Annotated in this window: 22 protein-coding genes; 18 read left to right on the top strand and 4 right to left on the bottom strand. The window is 74.8% G+C overall.

Translation table 11 applies throughout. The features are described from left to right. The first annotated feature begins 33 nt into the window (after positions 1–33). Together ACFWIS_RS21745 and ACFWIS_RS21740 are read left to right on the top strand one after the other, a co-directional pair. Positions 34–1,068, top strand: coding sequence for an SAM-dependent methyltransferase (locus ACFWIS_RS21745; RefSeq protein WP_380456221.1), 1,035 nt, complete (start codon positions 34–36; stop codon positions 1,066–1,068). Beyond that, positions 1,065–2,234 (top strand): NADH-quinone oxidoreductase subunit D, encoded by a 1,170-nt coding sequence (locus ACFWIS_RS21740; RefSeq protein WP_380456223.1) that lies wholly within the window; start codon positions 1,065–1,067, stop codon positions 2,232–2,234. Before ACFWIS_RS21745 ends, ACFWIS_RS21740 begins: the two co-directional genes overlap by 4 nt. 42 nt (positions 2,235–2,276) lie before the next feature. Here the strand turns inward: ACFWIS_RS21740 and ACFWIS_RS21735 are convergent, their stop codons facing one another. Continuing rightward, positions 2,277–3,101 carry a hypothetical protein gene (locus ACFWIS_RS21735; RefSeq protein WP_380456273.1) on the bottom strand — a complete coding sequence of 275 codons (825 nt, stop codon included), beginning with the start codon at positions 3,099–3,101 and terminating at the stop codon, positions 2,277–2,279. A 248-nt stretch (positions 3,102–3,349) separates the two neighbouring features. On the opposite strand from ACFWIS_RS21735, the gene ACFWIS_RS21730 reads away from it, so the two are divergent. The 9 genes from ACFWIS_RS21730 to ACFWIS_RS21690 all read left to right on the top strand — a co-directional run bounded on the left by ACFWIS_RS21730 (position 3,350) and on the right by ACFWIS_RS21690 (position 15,224). Then, the gene (locus tag ACFWIS_RS21730) at positions 3,350–3,862 is read left to right on the top strand and encodes a hypothetical protein (RefSeq protein WP_380456224.1); all 513 of its coding nucleotides are present in this window, start codon (positions 3,350–3,352) and stop codon (positions 3,860–3,862) included. Between the two features lie 28 nt (positions 3,863–3,890). Then, on the top strand, positions 3,891–6,650 hold the full coding sequence (locus ACFWIS_RS21725) for a toxin glutamine deamidase domain-containing protein (RefSeq protein ID WP_380456225.1): 2,760 nt from the start codon (positions 3,891–3,893) through the stop codon (positions 6,648–6,650). A gap of 308 nt (positions 6,651–6,958) precedes the next feature. Continuing rightward, positions 6,959–8,251: an SUKH-4 family immunity protein gene (locus tag ACFWIS_RS21720; protein WP_380456227.1), complete on the top strand. Its 1,293-nt coding sequence runs from the start codon at positions 6,959–6,961 to the stop codon at positions 8,249–8,251. 196 nt (positions 8,252–8,447) lie between these two features. Further along, complete coding sequence (locus ACFWIS_RS21715) at positions 8,448–9,302, top strand: glycerophosphodiester phosphodiesterase (protein ID WP_380456229.1); 855 nt, start codon at positions 8,448–8,450, stop codon at positions 9,300–9,302. A gap of 147 nt (positions 9,303–9,449) precedes the next feature. After that, the gene (locus ACFWIS_RS21710) at positions 9,450–10,412 is read left to right on the top strand and encodes a Ppx/GppA family phosphatase (RefSeq protein ID WP_380456231.1); all 963 of its coding nucleotides are present in this window, start codon (positions 9,450–9,452) and stop codon (positions 10,410–10,412) included. Between the two features lie 600 nt (positions 10,413–11,012). Continuing rightward, complete coding sequence (locus tag ACFWIS_RS21705) at positions 11,013–11,816, top strand: sugar phosphate isomerase/epimerase (RefSeq protein WP_350507752.1); 804 nt, start codon at positions 11,013–11,015, stop codon at positions 11,814–11,816. Between the two features lie 46 nt (positions 11,817–11,862). Beyond that, the gene (locus ACFWIS_RS21700; protein WP_380456233.1) at positions 11,863–12,633 is read left to right on the top strand and encodes a class I SAM-dependent methyltransferase; all 771 of its coding nucleotides are present in this window, start codon (positions 11,863–11,865) and stop codon (positions 12,631–12,633) included. 151 nt (positions 12,634–12,784) lie between these two features. Then, the gene (gene ilvD / locus ACFWIS_RS21695; RefSeq protein WP_380456235.1) at positions 12,785–14,629 is read left to right on the top strand and encodes a dihydroxy-acid dehydratase; all 1,845 of its coding nucleotides are present in this window, start codon (positions 12,785–12,787) and stop codon (positions 14,627–14,629) included. A gap of 82 nt (positions 14,630–14,711) precedes the next feature. Then, complete coding sequence (locus tag ACFWIS_RS21690) at positions 14,712–15,224, top strand: hypothetical protein (protein ID WP_380456237.1); 513 nt, start codon at positions 14,712–14,714, stop codon at positions 15,222–15,224. 3 nt (positions 15,225–15,227) lie between these two features. Here the strand turns inward: ACFWIS_RS21690 and ACFWIS_RS21685 are convergent, their stop codons facing one another. Further along, positions 15,228–16,544 (bottom strand): hypothetical protein, encoded by a 1,317-nt coding sequence (locus ACFWIS_RS21685; protein ID WP_380456239.1) that lies wholly within the window; start codon positions 16,542–16,544, stop codon positions 15,228–15,230. Between the two features lie 115 nt (positions 16,545–16,659). Next, entirely contained in the window at positions 16,660–17,109 is a 450-nt protein-coding gene (locus ACFWIS_RS21680; RefSeq protein ID WP_380456241.1) for a hypothetical protein, read from the bottom strand. Positions 17,110–17,329: 220 nt separating this feature from the next. On the opposite strand from ACFWIS_RS21680, the gene proC reads away from it, so the two are divergent. The 7 genes from proC to ACFWIS_RS21645 all read left to right on the top strand — a co-directional run bounded on the left by proC (position 17,330) and on the right by ACFWIS_RS21645 (position 23,742). After that, a complete protein-coding gene (proC, locus tag ACFWIS_RS21675) occupies positions 17,330–18,157 on the top strand; it encodes a pyrroline-5-carboxylate reductase (RefSeq protein WP_380456243.1) in 828 nt (275 codons plus the stop codon). 144 nt (positions 18,158–18,301) lie between these two features. Next, a complete protein-coding gene (locus ACFWIS_RS21670) occupies positions 18,302–19,513 on the top strand; it encodes an MFS transporter (protein ID WP_380456244.1) in 1,212 nt (403 codons plus the stop codon). A 50-nt stretch (positions 19,514–19,563) separates the two neighbouring features. Next, positions 19,564–20,760 carry an acetoin utilization protein AcuC gene (locus ACFWIS_RS21665; RefSeq protein ID WP_380456246.1) on the top strand — a complete coding sequence of 399 codons (1,197 nt, stop codon included), beginning with the start codon at positions 19,564–19,566 and terminating at the stop codon, positions 20,758–20,760. Between the two features lie 225 nt (positions 20,761–20,985). Beyond that, on the top strand, positions 20,986–21,195 hold the full coding sequence (locus ACFWIS_RS21660; RefSeq protein WP_045699258.1) for a helix-turn-helix domain-containing protein: 210 nt from the start codon (positions 20,986–20,988) through the stop codon (positions 21,193–21,195). Positions 21,196–21,385: 190 nt separating this feature from the next. Continuing rightward, positions 21,386–21,484: a 30S ribosomal protein bS22 gene (locus ACFWIS_RS21655; RefSeq protein WP_003948845.1), complete on the top strand. Its 99-nt coding sequence runs from the start codon at positions 21,386–21,388 to the stop codon at positions 21,482–21,484. Between the two features lie 151 nt (positions 21,485–21,635). Further along, the gene (locus ACFWIS_RS21650; protein ID WP_380456248.1) at positions 21,636–22,727 is read left to right on the top strand and encodes an NAD-dependent epimerase/dehydratase family protein; all 1,092 of its coding nucleotides are present in this window, start codon (positions 21,636–21,638) and stop codon (positions 22,725–22,727) included. A gap of 7 nt (positions 22,728–22,734) precedes the next feature. After that, positions 22,735–23,742: a lysophospholipid acyltransferase family protein gene (locus ACFWIS_RS21645; RefSeq protein ID WP_380456250.1), complete on the top strand. Its 1,008-nt coding sequence runs from the start codon at positions 22,735–22,737 to the stop codon at positions 23,740–23,742. Between the two features lie 128 nt (positions 23,743–23,870). Here ACFWIS_RS21645 and ACFWIS_RS21640 read toward each other — a convergent pair whose 3' ends face one another. Beyond that, positions 23,871–25,172 carry a DUF5667 domain-containing protein gene (locus tag ACFWIS_RS21640; RefSeq protein ID WP_380456252.1) on the bottom strand — a complete coding sequence of 434 codons (1,302 nt, stop codon included), beginning with the start codon at positions 25,170–25,172 and terminating at the stop codon, positions 23,871–23,873. Positions 25,173–25,212: the final 40 nt, after the last annotated feature.

The raw sequence follows: 25,212 nt of genomic DNA, 5'->3' as shown, positions 1-25,212 counted from the left end.
GGGGTCGCCCGGTGCCGGGTAGCGTCCCGCCCCATGACGTGGATGCGGTGGGCGCCCGCCATGGAACGGGCCCTGTACGACCGGGACGGTGGCTTCTACCGCAGGCCGGAGGGCCCGGCCGGGCACTTCCGCACCTCGGTGCACGCCTCGCCCCGGTTCGCCCGTGCGGTGGCACGGCTGCTGCTGGAGGTTGACGCGGCCCTCGGTCGTCCGGAGGAGCTGGCCCTGGTCGACGTCGGGGCCGGGCGGGGGGAACTGCTGACCGGGGTGCTGGCCGAACTGCCCGGCGAGGTGCTCGCCCGGCTGCGCCCGTACGGCGTGGAGCTGGCGGCGCGGCCCGACGGACTTCCGTCCACAGCCCTGTGGACGGCGGAGCCGCCGCGCGGGGTGACCGGGCTGCTGTTCGCCAACGAGTGGCTGGACAACGTGCCGCTGGACGTCGGCGAGGTGGACGACGACGGGGTGCTGCGCTATCGGGAGGTGGACACCGCGACCGGTGCGGAGCGCCTCGGCGAGCCCGTCTCGGCGGCGGACGCGGCCTGGGCCGAACGCTGGTGGCCGGTCGCCGAGCCCGGCGAGGTGGTGGAGTTCGGCGCCCCCCGGGACGCGGCCTGGGCCCGGGCCGTGGCCGGGCTGGACCGCGGACTGGCCGTCGCCGTCGACTACGGGCACACCGCGGGGCGGCGGCCGCCGTTCGGCACCTTCACCGGGTTCCGGGACGGCCGGGAGGTCGCCCCGGTGCCGGACGGCTCCTGCGACGTGACCGCGCACGTCGCGCTGGACGCCGTCGCCGTCCCCGGCCTCCACAGCCTGTGGACAACCCAGCGCGAGGCCCTGCGCGCGCTCGGGGTCGGCGGCGGACGCCCGCCGCTGGCGCTCGCCTCCACCGACCCGGCGGCCTACCTGCGGGCGCTGAGCGGGGCGGGGGAGGCGGCCGAACTCACCGACCCGAACGGGCTGGGGGCCTTCGGGTGGGTCCTGCAGGCCGTCCGCATGCCGCCCCTTGACATCTTCGAGAGGGCAGTAGGCCCGGCGGCCCTGCCGGGATGGCAGACTCTGGGGTCATGAGGGAGACCACGGTCGGCATCGGGGCGGGAGCCGAGAACTTCACCGGCGAGGCGGGCACCACCGACATGGTGCTCAACATCGGCCCGCAGCACCCGGCCACCCACGGCGTGCTGCGGCTGCGGCTGCTGCTCGACGGCGAGCGGATCGTCACCGCGGAGCCGGTGATCGGCTACATGCACCGCGGCGCGGAGAAGCTCTTCGAGGCCCGTGACTACCGGCAGATCATCATGCTGGCCAACCGGCACGACTGGCTCTCCGCCTTCTCCAACGAACTCGGCGTCGTGCTCGGCGTCGAGCGGATGCTCGGCATGGAGGTCCCCGAGCGGGCGGTGTGGGTGCGCACCCTGCTCGCCGAACTCAACCGGGTGCTCAACCACCTGATGTTCCTCGGCTCCTACCCGCTGGAACTCGGCGGGATCACCCCGATCTTCCACGCCTTCACCGGCCGCGAGGACCTCCAGCACGTGCTGGAGGAGGCCTCCGGCGGCCGGATGCACTACATGTTCAACCGGGTCGGCGGCCTCAAGGAGGACCTCCCGGCCGGCTGGCTCGGCCGGGTCCGCACCGCCGTCGCCACCGTCCGCTCGCAGCTGCCGGTCTTCGAGGACCTCGTCCTCGGCAACGAGATCTTCCGCGCCCGCACCGCCGGCGTCGGCATCCTCACCAGGGCCCAGGCCGAGGCCTACGGGGTCAGCGGCCCGATCGCCCGGGCCAGCGGACTCGACCTCGACCTGCGCCGCGACGAGCCCTACCTCGCGTACGGCTCCGAGGAACTGCGGCAGGTGCTCACCGTCGTCACCCGCGAGGAGGGCGACTGCCTGGCCCGCTTCGAGTGCCTGCTGGAGCAGACCCTCAACTCGCTGGACCTCGCCGACGCCTGCCTCGACAAGCTCGCCACCCTGCCGCCCGGACCGGTCAACCAGCGGCTGCCCAAGGTGCTCAAGGCGCCCGAGGGCAGCACCTACGCGTGGACCGAGAACCCGCTCGGGATCAACGGCTACTACCTGGTCTCGCGCGGTGACAAGACGCCGTGGCGGCTCAAGCTGCGCTCGGCGTCCTTCAACAACATCCAGGCGCTCACCGAGCTGCTGCCGGGGACGCTGGTGGCGGACATGGTGGCGATCCTGGGGTCGATGTTCTTCGTGGTCGGCGACATCGACAAGTAGGCCGGTGCCGGTGAGTGGGCCGGCACACCGGCGGGTCGGCCGTCAGGCCTTCTTGGTCTTCTTCCGGGCCGGGTCCGCAGGGTGCGGGGCCACCTTGCGGTCGCCCTTGGTGGCGATCCGCTCCTCGCACAGCCCGGCCAGCACCTCGTACGCCGCCTTGCCCATCAGCTCGGTGAGCTCCGGGCGGTAGCTGACGTACACCGGCACCGCGCCCTGGTGCGCGGCCGGGGCCCCGGTGCACCACCAGTGCAGGTCGTGGCCGCCCGGGCCCCAGCCGCGGCGGTCGTACTCGCCGATCGAGACCTGGAGGTAGCGGGTGTCGTCGGGGCGGTCGATCCAGTCGTAGGTGCGGCGGACCGGCAGCTGCCAGCAGACGTCCGGCTTGGTCTCCAGCGGCTCGCGGCCCTCCTTGAGGGCGAGCGCGTGCAGGGCGCAGCCGGCGCCGCCCGCGAAGCCGGGGCTGTTCACGAAGATGCAGGCGCCGTTGACCCGGCGGGTCTGGCGGTCGCCGTCCTCGTCCAGCATGGTGACGCCGCCGTCCGACCGGAGCCGGCCCTTGGCGTCGGTGCCCTCGGCGAAGTTCTCCCACAGCTCGGGCGTCAGCCGGGCCGCGTGCCCCATGACGCGCTTCTCGTCGTCCTCGTCCGAGTAGTGGGCGCCCAGCGTGCAGCAGCCGTCGGACTCGCCGCGGCCCTCGCGGATGCCGTGGCAGCCCTGGCCGAAGACGCAGGACCAGCGGGAGGTCAGCCAGGTGAGGTCACAGCGGAAGACCTGCTCCTCGTCGGCGGGGTCGGCGAACTCGACCCAGGCGCGCGGGAAGTCGAGCGGGACCTCGTCGCGCGGGATCTCGCGGCGCAGGGTCGGCATCGCGAGGTCGACGGGGGCGGGGGAGGCCTTCGGCTTCGCCTTGGCCTTCTTCTGGGACGTTTCTGCTGGTGCCACCCGGCAAGGGTAGAGCTTTCCGGGGGCGTACGGGCCCGTGGTCGCGCCCGGGTCGCGGCCGGGTCGCGGCCCGGGGTCTCCGCCGGGTCGCGGTGAAGGCGGGGTGAAGAGGTCCGGCCCCGGCCGCGGGCGTGCCTAGGATGGCGGCCGGTCCGCTACGGGGAGGTACGGGGATGGCAGGCGGCAGCACCGGGAAGACCGACGGCGACGGCGGCTCCTTCGCCCTCAAGCCATGGGAACTGCACGGCGAGGGGCGGGAGTTCGAGAAGCTCGGGCGCGAACTGGGCAAGGCCGTGGGCACCCTGGAAAAGGACCTCGCCGCGCTCGGCACGCCCTGGGGCGCCGACCAGCCCGGCAGCGCGTTCGCCGCCGTGTACGGCCCGGCGCGCGGCGAACTCCTCGGCGGGCTGACGGCGTTGGCCGACCAGGTGGGAGGCGTCGGCGCCGGACTGCACACGATGGCCGAGCGGACCACCGACACCGACACCTCGACCGCGGACGGCTTCGGGGGCACCCCCGGCTCGTCCGGCCCGTCGGGCCAGACCGGTCAGGTCGCCCGACCGGCCGTCTACTCGGGAGCGGCCGTGCATCCGGGATCGGCCGTATACGCGGAGCCGGCCGTGAATACGGAGCCCGGGGCAACCCCGGGGGCGGCACCGGCCGTCCCCCAGGACATGTCGGTCTGAACGGCCCGGCTCGAAGGGGGAGAGACGCGTGTCCCGGAAACTGCCCGAGGAACTGGTCCCGCTGCTGGCCAGGACCGGCCACCCGTGGCCGCAGGCCGACGAGGAGGCCCTGCGCAAGGCGGCCGCGCACTGGCGGGAGTTCGCCGCCGAGGCCGACCGGATCACCCGCCGCGGCGGCGAGTCCGCCCAGCGGGTCGCCGCCGACAACACCGGTCACGCGGTCGACGCCTTCACCGCCTACTGGCGGACGTACAGCGACGGCGGCAAGGGCCGGCTGGCGGACGCCCACACCGCCGTCGGGCTGGTCGCCACCGCGTTCGACGCCGCCGCCCAGGCCGTCGACGGCGGCAAGGCCGAGATCATCGCCACCCTGCAGAACCTGGCCGCCGAGCTCCAGCAGGCCCGGGAGCAGGCCGCCAAGGTCCAGCAGACCGCCGCCGTGGTCGCCCGGAACGCCGGACGGACCGGGCAGACCGGGGTGTTCGGCGGACTGGAGAAGTCCGTCGCCGGCCTCGCGGACGACGTGAAGAACGCCGCCGCCGGTCAGGTCGCCGCGGGCGTCGAGGCCGTCGCGGTGGAGACCGCCGCCCTGAAGATCGCCGGGCTGCTCACCGAACTCGGCCGCGCCATGAAGGACGCCCTGGCCACCGCGCTCAAGGACCCCGCCGCCGTCGCCCTGCTGCGGCTCGGCACCGCCGCCGCACCGGGCGTCACCACCGCCTCCTACCGCACCGGGGGCGGCTTCGACCCGCTCGCCGCCGGACTGCCCGCCGCCCTCGGCGAGCCCGGCGTGCTCGGGAAGGACGGCACCGGCCTGATCGTGCTCTCCGGCCGGGACGGCAAGCCCCTGGTCGGCGTGCCCGGCCTGAGCGTCAAGCTCGACGGGCACGGGCAGCCCGTCCTCGGCCCGGACGGCAAGCCGGTCATCCTGCGCTCCGACGGCACCCCGGTCGCCGACGCCGCCGGGCTGCTGGTGACGACCGGGCCGGACGGCAAGCCGGTGGTCGGGGTGGCCGACCTGGCCGTCCGGCTGGACGAGCACGGGCAGCCGGTGCTCACCGACCAGGCCGGCCGGGAGCTGCCCGGGCTGCCGCTCGCCGATCTGACCGACCCCCGCGACCCGCGCCATCCCCACAACCCCACGGCCCCGGGCGTGCTGCCGGTAGAGGACCCGGCGGACGCGTCGGCCGTCCCGTCCGTGCTCTCCGGGGTCGATTCCGCCGCAGCTCCGGCCGTCGCGCCGGTGGCCGCTCCGATCGCGGCTCCGGTGGTCGACAGCACCCAGGCCGCGGCGTCGGCGAGTCCCTCGTACCCCGGCTCGCACCGGGCCGTGGCCGCCGCCGACTGGTCGCCGCCCGCCCGGGACGACGGGCCGTCGGTCCGCGCGGCCGCCGGGCCCGGCCACCAGGGCGGCGGCCCGGTCGCGGCGAGCTGGTCGGACGGGGACTACCCGCTCCAGGCACCCACCCACAGCGGCGGGGGCGGCTATCCGCCGGTGACCGTACGGACCGACTCGGTCGGTGCGCCGCCCGCGCCCGCCGCTCCGCTCTCCACCCCGCTCTCCACCCCGCTCTCCACCCCGCTCTCCACCGGCGGCCCGGTCTACCACCCGGCGCCGGACGCGCCCCCGGTGGTCCGGCCGGTCGGAGTCGTCGGGGTGCCCGCCCAGTTCGGCACGCCGGTGTACTCCGGCGGCTACCCGGTGACCGGCCCGATCGGCACCGTCGGGCCCGGCCCGCTCGCGGTCGGCGGCGGGTTCCCCGCGCACCAGGCGGCGCCCTTCGGCAGCGGTATCGGTACGGGCCTGCCCGGCGGTGCGGTGGGCGGTGCACCCGTGACCGGCGGACCGGCGGCGGGTGCTCCGGTGGTCGGTGCTCCGGCGGCCGGTGCCCCGGTGGTCGGCGGGCCCCGCGGCCCGGTCGGCGCCGCGCCCCACCCGGGCACCGCCCCCGGCCCGGTCGGCACGCCGCCGGCCCCGGCCGAGCCGCCGATCGTCGGCACCACCCCGGTCATCGGCCGGCCCGAACCCCAGCACACCGACGGCCGCCGCCGGGACACCGCCGCCGCCCTCGCCGACCCGACCCTCGTCTGGGGCGCCGTCCCGGTCGCCACCGCCCACGCGATGGCCCTCCAACTCGCCCTGCGCGCCCGCCGCGGCCCGCTCGCCGACGACCCGCAGACCCGGCCGCGCACCATCGCCGACAGCCGCCCGTACGGACCGCCCGGCGGGCTCGGCCCCGTCGACCCCGTACACCAGGCCGAACTCGAACGCCGGGTGCCCTGCGACGAGGACGGCCTGCCCGTCCGCCACCCCGATCCGGCCGGCGGCTGGACCGAAGCCGTCAACGCCGGCGGTCCCCGCGACCCCGGCCGGGCCAACAACAGCCTGGAGATCGCCCTCTCCGCCGTCGACACCTACACCGGCCGCCCCACCTGCGCGGCCCCGCGCATCCCCACCGAGGGCGACGCCGGCGAACGCGGCGGCCGCGACCGCGCCGAACGCGAACTCGGCGCCCCCTTCCGCGACCTCGGCGACGGCGGCCAGGCCTTCACCCGCCTCACCGCTGAACTCCGCCGGGCCGGCCACGGCGCCCAGGCCGTCCTGCTCACCCTCGACGCCTACGGCCGCCCGCACGCCTGGAACGCCGTCAACCACCGGGACGCCGTCACCTACCTCGACCACCAACTCGCCCGTCGCGGCCCCATCCCGCTCCACCCGGCCACCCAGGGCCTCTGGGCCATCGCCCTCACCCCGGACGGCCGGCCCCTGGACCTGGCGGCGGCGTGAGCGCGACGGACCGACCGTGCCGAAGTGCCTCGATCAGTCCGCTCGAAGGATGCGAGAGACGTGGATACGCGGCGGATCCTGCACTTCATTCACTGCCGGGTCGACGAGGAACGCGACGACGGCGGAGAACATGTCGGGCGACGTGCACGGCCGCCAGCCCGTTGCCCGCACCCAGGACGCCGTCGCCGCCGCCTCCGGAAGTTCTCGTCGGGCGGGACCGATACCAGTGTCCTCCCTCGGTGGTCTCCCTTGGTACCTCAGCGGGGCTGGATGATGAAGCGGGCCGGATCGATGACGGGGGTGGGCGGATGATCTCGCGGGCGCAGGCGGTGGAGGCGGGGCACCGGTGGATCAACGGGGACCTGCCGCAGGGGGCCGGGGCCGTGCGGCGGGTGTGTGCGCACGAGTTCGAGCTGGGGTGGGTGGTGTGGGCGGAGCCGCCGAGGCCGGAGGTGGATCCGCGGACGGGGGAGCGGCGGGCGCCCGCGGAGGTGGGGGCCGCGTGCGCGGTGGTGGACCGGGAGAGCGGGCGGTTCACGGTGTGGCCGTCCGTCCCGGTGGACGAAGTGGTCGGTCTCTACCGGGACTTCGTCGGTGCGGGCGGCTACGACCCGACCAGGCCGCCGGCCACCGGCCGGGGCGCCCGGGCCGAACTGACCTACCGGGACGGCGCCGACGGCACCCGCTCGCTGGCCCTGCGCTCGGCCGCCGGCCTGCCGCACCCGGCGCTGCGCGGCTGGTGGTGGCTGCGGGAGCAGGGCGTCGCGGCCGAGGACGTGCTCGCGGTGCGGACCGACCTGCGGATGGCCGCGCTGCCCGGCGGCTACTGGTCGTACGCGCTGGTGGCCGAACTGCCGCACGCCCGGCTGGAGTCGGACCTGCCGTACGGGCCCCGCTTCGACCACCGGGCCGCCGCCGTGCGGGAGTTGCCCGCCGAGCCGGACGGCCCGGGCCGCAACCGGGTGCCCTTCCCGCGGGCCGTGCCGCCGCTGCCGGAGGAGCCGGACGCCGCCCTGGCGGAGCGGCTGGCCGGGCGCTTCGGCCCGGCGGGCGTGCAGCGCTTCGAGCCGGCCGACGTGGTGCGCGCGGAGCTGCCCGGGGACGCGGCCGCGCTGCTGCTGACGGTGGGCGTGCCGAAGGCGGTGGACGGATTCTTCGCGCTCCACCACCCGGGCGTCGAGGCGATCGCGGACGGCTCCCGGCCGGGCACCGTGCTGCCGCCGCTCGCCCCGCACCTCACGGCGCTCGGCCGGGGCGCCAGGGCGGCCGAACGGGAGCGCTCGGCGCTCGCCGGCCAGTCGGTGCTGGGAACGGACGGCTGGGCGCTGATCACCCTGGACTCCCGCCAGGGCACCGTCCGGGCCGTCGACCCCGACCACGCGACCGCCCGTCACTGCAACGCCGACCTGCGCGCCTTCCTCCGCTGCCTGGAGCTGTTCGCCGGCTGGTGGCCCGCCCTGCACGGACTCGACCCGGCCGCGGCGGGCACCGCGGTGGACGCGCTGCAGCGGGGGCTGGCCCGGCTGGACGGTACGGTCTACGGCGATCCGGAGAACTGGTGGGCCGTCATCGTGGAACAGTTGTGGGACGGCCTGCTCTGACCCGACCTCGGCCGGTGCGCCCGGCCACCGGCCACCGGCGACCGGCCACCGGCGACCGGCCAACGACCGCCCGGAGCGAGCCGGAGAGAGCAGCGCCGAGTCGGACCGAGCCGGAGAGAGCAGCGCCGAGCAGAGCCGAGCCGGACCGAGCAGGTCCGAACCGTCGTCACCGAGACCGCAGCTGGAGCACCGAGCCGTGACCGCCCCGCCCCGCGCCGCCCAGACGGCCGTCCTCGCCGCGCTCGCGGTCCTGGCCGCCGGGTGCGCCTCCGGCGGCCCCGCGCTGCAGGCCCGTTCCGCCGCCGCGCCGCCGGTGTGCGGCTCCCCGGTGGTGATCGGCCACCGCGGGGCGCCGTTCAACGCGCCGGAGAACACCATGGCCTCCTTCGAGACGGCCCTCGACCAGGGCGCCGACTGGCTGGAGACGGACGTCCAGACCACCCGGGACGGCGTCCCGGTGCTGATGCACGACCCGACGGTGGACCGCACCACCGACGGCAAGGGCGCCGTCGCCGACCTGACCGCCGCCCAGGTCGCCGCCCTGCGGGTGACCGTCGGCCCCGGGGCCGACCAACCCGTCCCGACCCTGGAGCAGCTGCTCGGGCGCCTCTCCGGCAGCGGCACCACGCTGCTGATGGAGATCAAGTGGCAGCGCCCCGAGGACGTCGCCCGGATCGCCCGGATCGCCGCCGACAGCCGGGCGCACGTCATCCTCTACTCCTTCTCGGCCGACCACCTGCGCCAGGCCCACTCCGTGGCGCCCGAGCTGCCGGTGGTGCTGATCCAGAGCGGCGGGATCGCCGAGGACCCGAAGGACCTCGAGCTGGACGGGATCGCCCTGGACGCCGGCCTGGCCACCGCCGCCCGGATCGCCGCCGAGCGCAAGGCCGGGCGCGAGGTCTACGTCTGGACGCTGGACGACGCGGACGCCTGGCAGCTGATGACCGCCCGGGACGCCGACGGTCTGATCACCGACACCCCGGGCCCGGCCCGCCGCTGGGTGGACGCCAACTGCCGCACCGAGCGCCGGGCCGGGCCGCGCGGCCACTGAGCGGTCGCCACCGGGCAGCCCCCACCGGACGGCCCCGCCGGACGACCCCCACCGATCGCACCCGGAACGGTCGCGAACGACCGGGACCAGCACTCATGCCGTCACACCCGATCACCTCCCCAGCCGAATCGCGTAGCGTGGAGAGTTATGCGACTCGGTGTGCTCGACGTAGGTTCCAACACGGTCCACTTCCTCGTGGTGGACGCCCATCCGGGTGCCGCTCCGCTGGCCGCGTACTCGCACAAGGCCGAGCTGCGCCTGGCCGAGCTGCTGGACGAGTCCGGCGCGATAAGCGAGGCCGGCGTCCAGCGGCTGATCGGGCACATCGCCTCCTCGCTGCGGGTCGCCGAGGACAAGGGGGTGGTCGACATCCTGCCGTTCGCCACCTCCGCCGTCCGCGAGGCCGCCAACGGCGAGCAGGTGCTGCGCCGGGTCGCAGCCGAGACCGGGATCGATCTGCGGGTGCTCTCCGGGCAGGACGAGGCGCGGCTCACCTTCCTGGCGGTCCGCCGCTGGTTCGGCTGGTCCTCCGGCCGACTGCTCAACCTGGACATCGGCGGCGGCTCGCTGGAGATCGCCTGCGGCCTGGACGAACAGCCGGACGTCGCCTGCTCGCTGCCGCTGGGCGCCGGTCGGCTGACCGCCCGCTGGCTGCCCGGGGACGTCGCCGACCCGGACCGGCTGCGCGAGCTCAGACGGCACATCCGGGCCGAGATCGCCCACGTGGTCGGCGAGGTCTCCCGGCTCGGGCCGCCGCGGCACGCCGTCGCCACCTCCAAGACCTTCAAGCAGCTCGCCCGGATGACCGGCGCCGCCCCCGCCGACGCGGGCCCGTACGCCGACCGCCGGCTCACCCGCAGCGGGCTCTCCGCCTGGCTGCCGCGGCTGTCCACGATGACCGTCGCCGAGCGCGCGCAGATCCCCGGAGTCTCCGAGGGACGGGCCAAGCAGCTGCTGGCCGGGGCGCTGGTCGCCGACGCCGCGATGGACCTGTTCGGCCTGGAGGAGCTGGACGTCTGCCCGTGGGCGCTGCGCGAGGGCATCATCCTGCGCGAGCTGGACGCCATGGACAGCCCCGCCGACCACCGCCGGCCCGCGCTCACCCCGTAGGGCGGCGGGAGCGTGCCGGTGGTCACTCCGCCGGGCATCCGACCCCGTTCGCCGCGTGCTCCGCTTACGCTGTCTCCCGTGGTGCAACCAGCGGGCGAGGACGGAACGCAGGAGGGCCGCGCTCCCGGAGACGGGCAGCCGCGGCCGGAGAGCCCGCGCCGCCGGCTGGGCAAGACGGGCCTGAGCAAGACGGGCCTGAGCAAGACGGGGCTCGGCAAGGCGGTCAAGGGCGCCACCGTCGCCCAGGCGGCCAAGGCCACCGAGGCCGTCAAGGCGGCCCAGCGCACCGCGAAGACGGCCGCGGCGAAGACGGCGGAAGCGAAGAAGGCCGCAGCGAAGAAGACCGCAGCGAAGACGGCGAAGACGGCGAAGAAGACCGCCACCGCGAAGAACACCGTCGGCACCGAGAAGACCCCCGCCGCGAAGCCGGCCCCCGGCACCCGGCAGCAGCCGCCCAAGGAGACCCGCACCGCCCGGGCCGCCGGCGCCGCCAAGGCCGCCGTCCAGTCCGTCCGCTCGGTCAAGGCCGCCAAACGGGACGCCGCCCGCCCGCCGCTGCTGCGCACCACCGACCGGCTGGTGCTGCCCCAGCACCCGACCCTGCACATCCCGGACACCAAGGTGGCGCTGTCCACCGCCTCGGTGTACCCGGCGAGCACCGCCGTCGCCTTCGAGCTGGCCGCGAAGCTCGGCTACGACGGGGTCGAGGTGATGGTCTGGAACGACCCGGTCAGCCAGGACCTGGAGGCCCTGCGCCGGCTCTCCGACGCCCACCAGCTGCCGATCCTGGCGGTGCACGCGCCCTGTCTGCTGATCACCCAGCGGGTGTGGACCACCGACCCGTGGACCAAGCTGGTCCGGGCCCGGGCGGCGGCCGAGAAGCTCGGCGCGAGCGCCGTCGTCGTCCACCCGCCGTTCCGCTGGCAGCGGCAGTACGCCCGGGAGTTCGTCGAGGGCATCAACCGGATGGCGGGCGAGACCGACGTCCGGTTCGCCGTCGAGAACATGTACCCGTGGCGCTACCGCGACCGCGAGGTGCTGGCGTACGCCCCCGGCTGGGACGTCACCGACGAGGAGTACCGGCACTTCACCATCGACCTCTCGCACGTCGCCACTTCCCGGATCGACACCTTCGCCATGGTCGAGCGGATGGGCGACCGGCTCGCCCACGTCCACCTCGCCGACGGCAGCGGCTCCGGCAAGGACGAGCACCTGATCCCCGGCCGGGGCAAGCAGCCCTGCGCCGAACTCCTGGAGCACCTCGCCCGCACCGGCTTCGACGGCCACGTGGTGCTGGAGGTCAACACCCGGCGCTCCGCGTCCCCCGCCGAACGCGAGGCCGATCTGGCCGAGGCCCTCGCCTTCACCCGCTTGCACCTGGCGACTCCCTCGCGCGTACGCTGAGCCGTCGGGCCCGGCCGGGCGCGAACTTCCTTACGGAGGGGGAGACATGGCGCAGCGTCAGGAAAACCGGGAGATAGCCCTGAGCTTCGGCGCGGTCGCCGCCGAGTACGACCGGGGCCGCCCCGGCTACCCGGACGAGCTGTTCGACGCGCTGGAGCGGCTGTGGGGCCGGCGCCTCAAGGGCGCCAGGGTCCTGGACGTCGGCGCCGGCACCGGCATCGCGACCCGGCTGCTGGCCGCCCGGGGCGCCGAGGTCGTCGCGGTGGAGCCCAGCGGCGGCATGGCCGCCCAGTTCCTGGCCTCCTCGCCGACCCTGCCGCTGGTCCGCGGCACCGGCGACGACCTGCCGTTCCACGACGCCTGCGTCGACCTGATCGGCTACGCCCAGGCCTTCCACTGGACCCGCCCCGAGCTGTCCGTCCCGGAGGCGGTCCGGGTGCTGCGGCCCGGCGGTGCCCTCGCCACCTGGTGGAACGTGCAGGACGAGACCGTGCCCTGGGTCCGGGCCCGGGCCGAGCGGCTGGCCGCCGCCCTGCCCGACCGCTACCACGGCTACGGCGGGATCAGCGCCCACACCGGCCACTTCGCCCCGGCCGGACTCGCGGTCGAGCGCACGGTGCTGCGCTGGGAGCGGCGGATCACCGTCGAGCACCTGCTCACCGACCTCACCTCCCGCTCCTACCTGGCCTCGCTCAGCCCCGAGGAGCGCGCACCGGTGCTCGCCGCCGAACGGGAGGCCACGCTGGGCGAGTTCCCGGACGGCGTGGTGATCGAGCCGTACACCCTGGACCTCACCGTGGCCGTCAAGCCGAGCTGACGCACCGGGCCCGCCCGCTGCCTGCCCGCTGCCCGCATCGCGGACGCCCGGTCCGCCGGCCGGACGGCGGGCGTAGGCTCGGACACCACACGGCCCCCGCACCCTCCTCACCGGCGGGGCGCCGGCGAGAGCCCCGAAGGAGTGGAGCACAGTGCCCGAGCTGAGGTCCCGTACGGTCACCCACGGTCGCAACATGGCAGGCGCCCGGGCGCTTCTCCGGGCCGCCGGCGTAGCCCGCGAGGACTTCGGCAAGCCGATCATCGCGGTCGCCAACTCGTTCACCGAGTTCGTCCCCGGCCACACCCACCTCCAGCCGGTCGGCCGGATCGTCTCCGAGGCGATCAAGGAGGCGGGCGGCATCCCGCGCGAGTTCAACACCATCGCGGTGGACGACGGCATCGCGATGGGCCACGGCGGCATGCTCTACTCGCTGCCCTCGCGCGACCTGATCGCCGACTCGGTCGAGTACATGGTCAACGCGCACTGCGCCGACGCGCTGATCTGCATCTCCAACTGCGACAAGATCACCCCCGGCATGCTGATGGCCGCGCTGCGCCTCAACATCCCGACCGTCTTCGTCTCCGGCGGCCCGATGGAGGCCGGCAAGGCCACCCTGGTCGACGGCACCGTGCGCCGGCTGGACCTGATCGACGCGATGTCCCAGGCGGTCAACGAGAGCGTCTCCGACGAGGACATCGCGATCATCGAGGAGAACGCCTGCCCGACCTGCGGCTCCTGCTCCGGCATGTTCACCGCCAACTCGATGAACTGCCTCACCGAGGCGATCGGCCTCTCGCTGCCCGGCAACGGCTCGGTGCTCGCCACCCACACCGCCCGCCGCGCCCTGTACGAGAACGCCGGCCGGACCGTCGTCGAGATCACCAACCGCCACTACGGCCAGGACGATGCCTCGGTGCTGCCGCGCGCGATCGCCGGCCGCGCCGCCTTCGAGAACGCCATGGCCCTGGACATCGCCATGGGCGGCTCGACCAACACCATCCTCCACCTGCTCGCCGCCGCCCAGGAGGCCGAGCTGGACTTCGACATGCGGGCCATCGACGCCATCTCGCGCAAGGTCCCCTGCCTGGCCAAGGTCGCGCCCAACGGCTCGTACTACATGGAGGACGTGCACCGGGCCGGCGGCATCCCGGCCATCCTCGGCGAGCTGTACCGGGGCGGGCTGCTCAACGAGGACGTCCGCACCGTGCACACCGACTCGCTCGCCGAGTGGCTCAAGAACTGGGACGTGCGCGGCGGTTCGCCCTCCGCCGAGGCCGTCGAGCTGTGGCACGCCGCGCCCGGCTGCAAGCGCTCCGCCGAGGCCTTCTCGCAGTCCGAGCGCTGGGAGTCGCTGGACACCGACGCCGCCGGGGGCTGCATCCGCAGCGTCGAGCACGCCTACTCGGTCGAGGGCGGCCTCGCCGTGCTGTACGGCAACCTCGCCGAGGACGGCTGCATCGTGAAGACGGCCGGCGTGGACGAGTCGATCTGGACCTTCAGCGGCCCGGCGGTGGTCTGCGAGTCCCAGGAGGAGGCCGTCGAGGCGATCCTCGCCAAGCGGATCAAGGAGGGCGACGTCGTCGTCATCCGCTACGAGGGCCCCAAGGGCGGCCCGGGCATGCAGGAGATGCTCTACCCGACCTCCTTCCTCAAGGGCCGCGGCCTCGGCAAGGCCTGCGCGCTGATCACCGACGGCCGCTTCTCCGGCGGCACCTCGGGCCTGTCCATCGGCCACGCCTCCCCTGAGGCCGCCTCCGGCGGCACCATCGCGCTGGTCGAGGACGGCGACGTCATCGCCATCGACATCCCGGCCCGGACGATCTCCCTGGAGGTGCCGGCCGAGGTCCTCGCCGAGCGCCGCAGCGCGCTGGAGGCCGGGCACGGCTACCGGCCCAAGGACCGCGAGCGCCAGGTCAGCCAGGCGCTGCGGGCCTACGCGGCGATGGCCACCTCGGCCGACAAGGGCGCCGTCCGGGACGTCGGCAAGCTCGGCTGAACCCCGCGCACGACGGAGGAGCCGTCCCGCCGCCCGGGACGGCTCCTCCGTCGCATGTGCCGGTCGGGTGATAATCGACGGCGTGAGCGAGCAGCCCCCCACCCCCGCCCCCACGTCCGCCGGCGCCCCCGAGCCGGAGCCGATCCGCTTCTTCGGCACCAGCTGGGTCGACCGGGACAACGGCTACTGGCTGCGCCGGGTCGGCGTCTCCGCGGGCGCCCTGGCCGCCACCGCCGCCGCCGTGCTGGTGCTGCGCTTCGGCGTCGAGGGCATCGCCCTCTCCGACAACGGCGGCTTCCTGAACGGCCTGCTGACCGCCGCCATCGCGGTCTGCTCGCTGATGGCCGTCCGACGCACCTGGAAGGCGCTCACCGAGGGCAAGGACCAGCTGACCGGCTGGATGGCCGAGGACAAGTCGCTCGGCGCGGTCTGGCTGATCGGCGGGGCCGGCAGCCTGGCCGCCTACTTCGCCCGCAGCCTGGTCGAGGCCCCCGGCGAGGCGGTCCGGCGGGCCGCCCACCAGAAGGCCGTCGAGCAGTACCAGCGGCGCCGGGCCGGCCGCGGCGGCCGCCCCGGCGGGAAGCGCAAGCGCTGACCGTCAGGTGCGGCTGGTGGTGCCGCAGCCGCGGTTCTCGTCCAGGTCCTGGCTCCGGTCGTACGGATCGCCGGTCGGGCCGGTCTGCTCCGGGTGGGGCCGGGCGAACTGGTTGAACTGCGGGTGGACGAAGCCGTCGTAGACGTAGCAGTCGTTGTTGCCCAGGTCGACCTGGTACCGCTTGAAGACGATCTTCTTGGGCTCGACCTTGTAGCGGGACGGGTCGTAGAAGCGGTAGTCGTCGACCCTCCGGACGATGGCCCGGGTCGTCCAGGTGTCCCCGGCGGAGGCGGTGGCCGCCCGGACCAGGCCCACCGACTGCGGCGCGGAGCCGGACGGGGCCGGGCGGGCCTCGGCCAGCTTCCGGGCGTCGGGGCCGGGCTGCACCGGGTAGACGAAGGTGAAGTCGGTGTGGATCAGCACGCCCCCGCTGCCGTCCCCCTCGTAGCTGATCCGGCCCTGGGCCTTGACGCTGTCGCCGACCAGGAGCGCCTCGCGGGGGTCGAAGCGGGCGAACCAGTTCAGCGGGTCGCTGTCCTTGCCGGGGTGGTCGAGGGCGGCGGCGACGGTCTTGCGGTCATCGCGGTCGAGCATCGCCAGCGCGGCGTCGGGGCGGGCGCCGCCGATCACCTTGGGGTCGAGGTTGGCGGCCGCGAGGTAGTCCTTGACCTGCTGGAGCTGGGCGGCGACCTCGTCGGCCGAGAAGACCCCGGTGGCCTTCGCCTCGGGCAGCACCATGGCCTCGGTGCCGGTCGGCCAGCCCTCGGCGGGGGAGGCCTTCCAGGGGTGGTCGACGGTCGGCTGGTCGTCCGGGGTGGACGGCGGGGCCGTGGTCGGTCTGGCCGTCTCCGGGGCCACGGTCGGCACCGGGAGGTGGGCGGCCGAGGAGCCGTCGCCGGTGTCCTTGTGCAGCCAGTTGCGCAGCGCGTCGACGTTCAGCGCGGCCAGCAGCACCGCGACCGTCAGCGCGACGAACAGCGGCGTGCGCCACTCGAACCCGCGCCGGCGCTTGGCCGGGCGCGGGTTGCCCCATGGGTCGACCACCTGGAGCTTAGGCCTGCGGCCGAACCGGCGCTTGGCCGGCGCCGGGCCGTCGTTGACCGAGCGTCGGCCGCCCGGGTCGACCGGCGGGGTGTGCTTCCAGCGGGCGGACAGCATCCGGGTGCGGGCGGACTGCTCCTTGACGCTGGCGGCCCTGATGAACTGTTCGTCCAGGACGAGGTCGGCGAACGGGTCCTTCCCGCCCGCTCCGGACGGGTCGGACCCGCCCGGCTCGCGGCCCTCGGAGGGGCGCGGTTCCGGATCTTCGGCTATCGGCATCGCGCCAGTATGCCGACGGGGTGTGACGATTCGTCGACCGGGGGCACGTCCTGTGGTGAACCGGTGTGCGGCGCCGGAAGGTTCGCCACTGTTTGTCTGAAAATCGCCCCCCGGCTCAGCCCTTGCCGCGGGCCTGCTTCACCGAGCCGACCACTCCGGCGATCGCCAGCAGGATGCCGGCGGGCAGCAGGGAGACGAAGAAGGCGCCGAACAGTCCGGCGTCGCCGAGGAACAGCTGCGCCAGCATGTTGAGCACCAGCAGTCCGCCGGCCGCCGGGAGGGCGGACTTCCACGGGTGGGCCTCCGCCCAGCGGCGCAGTCGCCGGTCGGCGGTGTCGCGGCGCAGCTGACCGCCGACGCTGCCGACCAGGAAGAAGAAGAACAGGCCCCAGCCGGCCGGCCCGGCCAGCATGCTCAGCGACCAGTTCCCGGAGATCGCCTCGATCCCCAGGGACGTCGCCCCCACCACCGCACCGACTCCCGCGGCCGTCCGCCACGGGCCCACGGTCGCCGAGGCGACCGCGAGTTGCCGGTTCTCTCGTCGGGACATTCCGTCGTGTGCCATGGCTCCACGGTGCGCCCGCGCGGGCCGGGAGGCCATAGGGGAAACCCCCGAGTTTTCTCCCCTAGGGGCGAGGCCGGGCGCGACCTGTGCGCGGCCGGGGCGCGGGGACCACGGACCGGACGGCGGCCACGGACCGGACGGCGGCCACGGACCGGACGGTCCCGACGGGCGCCGCCGCCCGGTGCGAGGATGGCCGCAGTACCGAGGCAAGGAGCGGACCATGGGCAGCAGCGCAGCGCACGGACAGAAGATCGCCTTCCTGGGCACCGGCAAGATCGGCGAGGCCCTGCTCTCCGGTCTGCTGCGGGCCGGCACGGACCCGTCGGACGTCCTGGTGACCGCCCGCCGCCCCGAGCGGGCGGCCGAACTCGCCGACCGCTACGGGGTGGTGGCCGTCTCCAACGCCGAGGCCGCCAAGCTGGCCGACACCCTGATCCTCGCGGTCAAGCCGCAGGACATGGGCAGCCTGCTGGAGGAACTCGCCCCGCACATCAGCCCGGACCGGCTGGTGATCTCGGCGGCGGCCGGCGTCCCCACCGCCTGGTTCGAGGAGCGGCTGGCGGCCGGCACCCCGGTGGTCCGGGTGATGCCCAACACGCCGGTGCTGGTGGACGAGGGGATGAGCGTCATCTCCGGCGGCTCGCACGCGCGGGAGGAGCACCTGGCGCGCGCCGAGGAGATCTTCAGCTCGGTCGGCAAGGCGCTGCGGCTGCCCGAGGCCCAGCAGGACGCGGCCACCGCGCTGTCCGGCTCCGGCCCGGCCTACTTCTACTTCCTGGTCGAGGCGATGACGGACGCCGGCATCCTGCTCGGCCTGCCCCGGCAGGTGGCGCACGACCTGATCGTGCAGTCCGCGATCGGCGCCTCGGTGATGCTGCGCGACTCCGGCGAGCACCCGGTGAAGCTGCGCGAGGCGGTCACCTCCCCGGCCGGCACCACCATCGCGGCCATCCGCGAGCTGGAGAACCACGGGGTGCGGGCGGCGCTGCTGGGCGCCCTGGAGGCGGCCCGGGACCGCTCCCGGGAGCTGGCCTCCGGCGGGAAGTAGCCCGCGGGCACCGGCCGCGGAAGTCCCTGCGCGACCCCTCCCGCAAAGGCGGCGCACCGCCTACGCTCTCGGCCAACATCGTTCTACCGGCCGGTAGCGGGGCCCGTACGGGGGCTCGCGCGGTCCCCGTGCGTGGAGGTCCGTATGAGTGCCGCACCGCTCGTGCCCGCCCCGGCCGCGACACCGCCCGGCCTGCGCGCCGGGCGGGCCGCGCTCGCCGTCAGCTTCCTGCTCCAGGGCACCACCTTCGCGCTGCTGGTGACCTGCATCCCGGAGATCCAGCACCGGTACGGGCTGAGCGACGGCCTGCTGCCGGTCTTCCTGGCCGCGGTGCCGATCCTGGCCGGGGCCGGTTCGATCCTCTCCGAGCAGATGGTGAAGCGCACCGGCGCCCGGGCCGTGCTGCGGGTCGTCCAGCCGGCCGTCTGCCTCAGCCTGGCGGCCGCCGGCCTGGGCGACTCGCTGTGGCAACTCGCCCTGGCACTGGGTGGGTTCGGGCTTCTGGTGGGGGCGCTGGACGCCAGTATGAACATGCTCGGGGTGGGCCTCCAGCACCGCTACGGCCGCTCGATCATGATCGGCTTCCATGCCGCGTTCAGCCTCGGCGGCATCCTCGGCGCGGCGATCGCGGGCCTCGGCTCGCACTACGACCTGGGCCTGCCAGTGCTGTTCGGCACCGCCGCGGCGGTGATCGCGCCGCTCGCGGTGCTGACCGGCACCCGGTTCGCCGGCCCGGCCGAACTCGGCGACGCCGTACGGGAGGCGGCGGCCGCCGCCTCCCGGTCCATCCCCTGGCGCCCGCTGCTGCCGCTGTGCCTGGCGATGGCCTTCGCCTACATCGCGGACGCCTCGGTCTCCAACTACAGCGTCAAGTACCTCACCGACGGCCTGGGCAGCCGGGAGGACCTCGCCAAGCTGTCCTACCTCGGCTACATGGTCGCGATGCTGCTCGGCCGGGCCCTGGGGGACCGCGCGGTGCAGCGCTTCGGCGCCGTCCCGGTGGTGCGCGGCGGCGCAGCGCTGGCCGCGCTGGGCTTCGGGCTGGCCGCGGTGGCGCCCGCGCCCTGGGCCGGCATCGCCTCGTTCACCGTGCTGGGCTTCGGCATCTGCGCGATCATCCCGCAGGTGTTCGCGGCCGGCGGCCGGCTCTTCCCGGCCGACTCGGACGCCGCCGTGGCCCGGCTCAACCTCTTCAACTACGTGGGTTTCCTGGTCGGTTCGCCGCTGGTCGGGGCGATCGCGGATGCCGGTTCGTACCGCTGGGCGCTGCTCGCCCCGATGCTGCTGGTGCTCGCCGTGCTGCCGCTGGCCGAGCGCTTCGCCCCGGCCCCGGTGGCGGCCCCCGCCCCCGCGTGACGGCGGGGGTTCGGTGAGGCCCGAGGCCCCCACCCACTACGGTGGAGGCCATGCCCGAAGCCGAGCGTGACACCCCCTGCGGCCTGCACCTCTTCTGGGACGAGGCCGTCACCGCCTACGACTTCGGCCCCGGCCACCCGATGGACCCGACCCGGCTGGCGCTCACCATGCGCCTGGTCGAGGACCTCGGACTGGCCGCCGGGCCCGGGGTGACCGTCCGGTCCGCGCCGCCCGCCGGCGACTCCACCCTGCGGCTGGTGCACACCGGGGAGTACGTCGAGGCGGTCAAGCACGCCGCCGCGCACCCCGAGCGGACCGACCCCCGGCACGGGCTCGGCACCGACGACAACTGGGCCTTCCCGGCCGTCCACTCGGCCTCCGCGCTGATCGCCGGCCAGTCGGTCGCCGCCGCCGAGGCGGTCTGGCGCGGTGAGACCCCGCACGCCGTCAACTTCGCCGGCGGGCTGCACCACGCGATGCCCGGCAAGGCCTCCGGCTTCTGCATCTACAACGACCCGGCCCTGGCCATCGCCCGGCTGCTCGAGCTCGGCGCCGAGCGGGTCGCCTACGTCGACGTGGACGTCCACCACGGCGACGGCGTCCAGGAGGCCTTCTGGAACGACCCCCGGGTACTCACCGTCTCGCTGCACGAGCACCCGGCCACGCTCTTCCCGCAGACCGGCTGGCCCACCGAGACCGGCGGCCCCGACGCCCCCGGCTCCGCCGCCAACCTGCCGCTGCCGGCCGGCACCGGCGACAGCGGCTGGCTGCGCGCCTTCCACGCCCTGGTGCCCGAACTGCTCACTGCCTTCCGGCCGCAGGTCCTGGTCACCCAGCACGGCGCGGACACCCACCTGGAGGACCCGCTCGCCCACCTCGCCGTCACCGTGGACGCCCAGCGGCTGATCGCCGAGGAGCTGCACGAGCTGGCCCACCGGCTCACCGGCGGCCGCTGGGTGGCCACCGGCGGGGGCGGCTACGCCGTGGTGGACGTCGTCCCGCGGACCTGGACCCACCTGGTCGCCACCGCCGCCGGCCGGCCCGTCGACCCGGCCGCCGAGACCCCCGACAGCTGGCGCGCCGAGGTCCACCGCCGCACCCGCCGCCCGGCCCCGCTGCGGATGACCGACGGTGCCCGACCGGCCTGGCGCGACTTCGACTCGGGTTACGATCCGGCGGACCGACTCGATCAGGCCATCCTCGCCAGCCGCCGCGCGGTGTTCCCGCACCACGGTCTGCTGGCCTGAAACCGCCGCCCCGGCCGCGCGCCGGGCGGGCTGTGCGTACGCCCACCGGTGCCATCCGGGGGGTGACTACGTACTGCAACGGTCCTATCTCCCACCGTACGAGGACTGCACCTCCCCTCTTCCCACTGGTACCACCCATAACTACTCTGGGGATACACGTGTGCCGGTGGAGTCACCGGAGGGGAAGCCGGTGCCTTGCACACGGGTAAGGGTCGGGTGATGGTCATGAGTTCCGTCGAGCGTCCCCTGCAGGAAGTCGTCTTCCTGACCGTGGCCGAGGTCGCCGCGGTCATGCGGGTGTCCAAGATGACGGTGTACCGGTTGGTGCACAGCGGAGAGCTGCCGGCCATCCGGGTCGGACGGTCCTTCCGGGTGCCCCAGCAGGCGGTGCACGAGTACCTCAAGGAGTCCTACGTGCGGCTGGAGAGCGCGTAGCCGACGGGCGGACGGGGGCGGGCCACAGCCGTGGATCCGCCCCCGTTCGCCCCGGATTTGCCATGAGTTTCCCGGTCACGGGGAGCGCGATTTACAGCCCCGGCCACGCGGACGGTAGGCTAGGCCCTCACGTCAGTCGTATGGACTCCGTCTCTCACGGACGAGAGTCTCAGTGAGCGAGGGTTGTTCCGTGGGCTCTGTCATCAAGAAGCGTCGCAAGCGTATGGCCAAGAAGAAGCACCGCAAGCTTCTCAAGCGCACTCGCGTTCAGCGTCGCAACAAGAAGTAAGCGCCCTCGGCCGCGCCCAGCGCGCCCAGCGCTTTCGCCGCCCGTCCTGGTCCCCGTGGCCAGGGCGGGCGGTGTCGTTTCACGGCCCCCCGGGGCGGCGCGGTACGGTGCAACGAGGGCCGCTCGGGCCGAGGGAATGGGGTGCAGCACCGTGGGCGTGGTCGTGCTCGTCACCGGCGTGGCACGCCATCTCGGCGCCCGCTTCGCCGCCGAGGTCCGCCGCCGGCCGGGGGTGGACCGGGTCGTCGGCGTGGACGTGCAGCCGCCCCGGCTGCCGGTCGAGGAGCCGGCCGGACCGGCCGCGCCGTACACCTTCCACCAGCTCGACCTGCGCCGGCCCGCGGTCTCCCGGGTGATCGCCGAGCACCGGGTGGACACCGTGGTGCACCTGAGCGTCAGCGCCACCGGACTGGGCTCCACCAACCGCTCCGCGGTCAAGGAGGCCAACGTCATCGGCACCATGCAGCTGCTCGGCGCCTGCCAGAAGGCGCCCGGGGTGCGCCGGCTGGTCGTGAAGTCCACCACAGGCGTCTACGGCTCCGCGCCCCGCGACCCGGCGGTGTTCAGCGAGCGGATCCAGCCGAAGGACCCGCCCGGCGGTGGTTTCGCCAAGGACGCGGCCGAGGTCGAGGGCTACGTCCGCGGCTTCGCCCGGCGCCGCCCGGACGTCGCGGTGACGGTGCTGCGCTTCGCCAACATCGTCGGCCCCGGCGCCGACACCCCGCTCAGCGAGTACTTCGCCCTGCCGGTGCTGCCGACCGTGCTCGGCTACGACCCCCGACTGCAGTTCGTCCACGAGGACGACGCCGTCGAGGTGCTCTGCCGGGCCGCCGACGAGCCCGTACCGGGCACCGTCAACACCGGCACCCTCAACGTGGCGGGCGAGGGCGTGCTGCTGCTCTCCCAGTGCGCCCGCCGGCTCGGCCGGCCCACCCTGCCGCTGCTGCTGCCCGCGGTCAGCTGGATGGCCGTGCTGGCCCGGCAGACCCGCTTGGTGGACGTCTCCCCGGAACAGCTGCGGCTGCTCACCCACGGCCGGGTGGTGGACACCACCCGGCTGCGGGAGACCTTCGGCTACCGCCCGGCGTTCAGCACCCCGGAGGCGTTCGCCGACTTCGCCGCCGCCCTGGGCCCCGGCCTGCTGCCGCCCGAGCGGCTGGCCGCCGTCGCCGACCGGCTGACCGCCCTGCTCGGCCCCGAAGGGGCCGGCGACGCCGTACCGACCCACCGCCCGAGGAGCTGAACCCGCGATGAGTGCCGCTGCCGAGAACAGGCCGGGCGAGGCCAAGGTCATTCCGATCGAGTCCGCCCCCAGCTACACCTCGCCCGAGGGCCCCGGCCTGGCCGACCGGCTCGCCGGGGCCGTCGGCGGCGCGCTGTCCGGGCAGCTCGGCCCGGCGGCCACCCGGCTGTTCGGCAAGGGCTGGGAGGGCCGGGCCACCGAGGGGCTGGCCTTCCTGCGCCGCCGGATCACCGGCGACTACGAGGTCGACGAGTTCGGCTTCGACCGGGAGCTGACCGAGGAGGTGCTGCTCTCGCTGCTGCGCCCGCTGGCCGAGAAGTACTTCCGGATCGACGTCCAGGGGATCGAGAACATCCCGGCCGAGGGCGGTGCGCTGATCGTCGCCAACCACTCCGGCACCATCCCGCTGGACGCCCTGATGACCCAGGTGGCCATCCACGACCACCACCCGCACCACCGGCACCTGCGGATGCTCGCCGCCGACCTGGTCTTCGTGCTGCCGGGCATCAACGAACTGGCCCGCAAGGCCGGCCACACCCTGGCCTGCAACGAGGACGCCCAGGCGCTGCTGGAGCGCGGCGAGGTGGTCGGGGTCTGGCCGGAGGGCTTCAAGGGCATCGGCAAGCCGTTCTCGGAGCGCTACAAGCTCCAGCGCTTCGGCCGCGGCGGCTTCGTCTCCTCGGCGCTGCGGGCGCGGGTGCCGATCGTGCCGTGCTCGATCGTCGGGGCGGAGGAGACCTACCCGATGATCGGCAACGTCAGGACGCTGGCCCGGCTGCTCGGTCTGCCGTACGTGCCGGTCACGCCGACCTTCCCGTGGCTGGGGCCGCTCGGGGTGCTGCCGCTGCCGACCAAGTGGACGATCCGCTTCGGCGAGCCGATCGCCACCGACGGCTATCCCGCGGAGGCGGCGGACGACCCGATGCTGGTCTTCGACCTGGCCGACGAGGTGCGGGAGACCATCCAGCACACCCTGTACCAGCTGCTGGTGCAGCGGCGCTCGGTGTTCTTCTGACCCGTCCCGGCCCCGTCCCGGCCCCTCCGGGCTTCGCTGAGCCCCTTCGGCCCGGCTGAACCGCGTCAGGGGGCCCCGACGTGACCGGGCCCCGGCGGACGTTCCGCCGGGGCCCGGTCACGTGCCGCTCAGCTGCCGCCGAGGATCCGCAGCCCGGGCAGCAGGCCGGGGATCAGCGGGGGCACGTCCACGCCCTGCTGGGCGCCGCTCGGCGTGCTGGGCGCACCGGACGGCTGCTGCGGCACCTGCGGCGGGGCCGCGTCGGCGCTCGGCGAGGGCCGGCCGGCCCCGGTGAGCCCGTTGGTGAGGTTGCCGACCAGGCCGTTGACGGCGTCCGGTGCGCTGCTGGGCAGGGTGCTCGGCAGCCCACCGCCCTTGCCGGCGCTGCCGACCGTGCCGCCGGTGTCGGCCGGGGAGCGGTCGGTGCTGCCGGGGCGGCTGCCGTTGCCGGTGCCGTCCTGGGGCTGCCCGGAGCCGGGGGCGGTGCCGGAGCCGTTCGCTCCGGAGCCGGCCGGGGATCCGCCGGTCGAGGAGGACGAGTCGTCGCCCGCTCCGGTGCCGGCCGCGCCACCGCTCTTGGCGGGGGGCTGGGCCAGGCGCAGGGGCGCGACGTCCTCGCTTATGTCGTCGAAGAGCTGGTTCACCAAGTGGGCCTGATCGGTGAGCTGGACGGGCAGTCTGCCCTGCAGCTCGCTCCAGCGGCCGTCCTCGTCCTGGGCGAAGCCGGCCAGCGCGCGCATCGGGTCCAGCGAGCCGTTGCTGCGGTAGACCGAGCGCAGCAGGTCGCGGCCCTTGAGGGCGTCGGCGTGCATGTCGTCCAGCGCCCGGCGGACCCGGTCCACGGTGGCCGGGCTGAGCCCGGTGGCCGAACCGGTCTGCCCGACCAGGGTGTTGGCCTCGCCGAGCCGGGTGGCGGCGTTGCCGAGCAGCAGCTCGCCGCGTTCCGAGTCGGAGTCCGCGAGGTCCAGCCGGAGCCCTTCGAGGCCGCGCTTCATGCCGTACAGCGTGTCCCCGGGGAGGGCGTTGGTACTCGCGGCGGCGGCCCCGGCCAGGCTGCCGACGGCGAGCCCGGCGACCAGCCCGCCGATCGCGAAGCGGCGGCTCCACCGGCCGCGCGGCGCCGTCCGGATCGCCCGGTGGCGGCGCTGGCGGGGCACCGTGGCACCCGGCCCGCCCGCGAAGGCCTGCTCGAACGCGGCCATCAGCTGGGCGCGTTGGACCGTCCGGACCTCCTGGTCCAGGGCCGGTCCGGGCAGCGCCCCCAGTGCGTCGGCCAGACCGACCAGTTCGGCCATCGCGACCGAACCGGCCTCGCCGGCAGCGGCGTTGGCCGATTCGGCGTCGGCCGCGCGGCGTTGCTCCGCCTGGTGGGCCTCCAGCGCCTCGGCGAAGGCCTTCGCCCGCCGGTGCTCCAGCACGTTTGCCGTCACGGGCCACACCTCCCTTCGTCGTTGTCGACACCCCGGCCTG

This window comes from Kitasatospora sp. NPDC127060 (genome assembly GCF_042724935.1).
Classification (GTDB): Bacteria; Actinomycetota; Actinomycetes; order Streptomycetales; family Streptomycetaceae; genus Kitasatospora.
The sequence above is the reverse complement of the archived record's forward strand: the minus strand, read 5'-3'. Positions and strand labels throughout refer to the sequence as shown.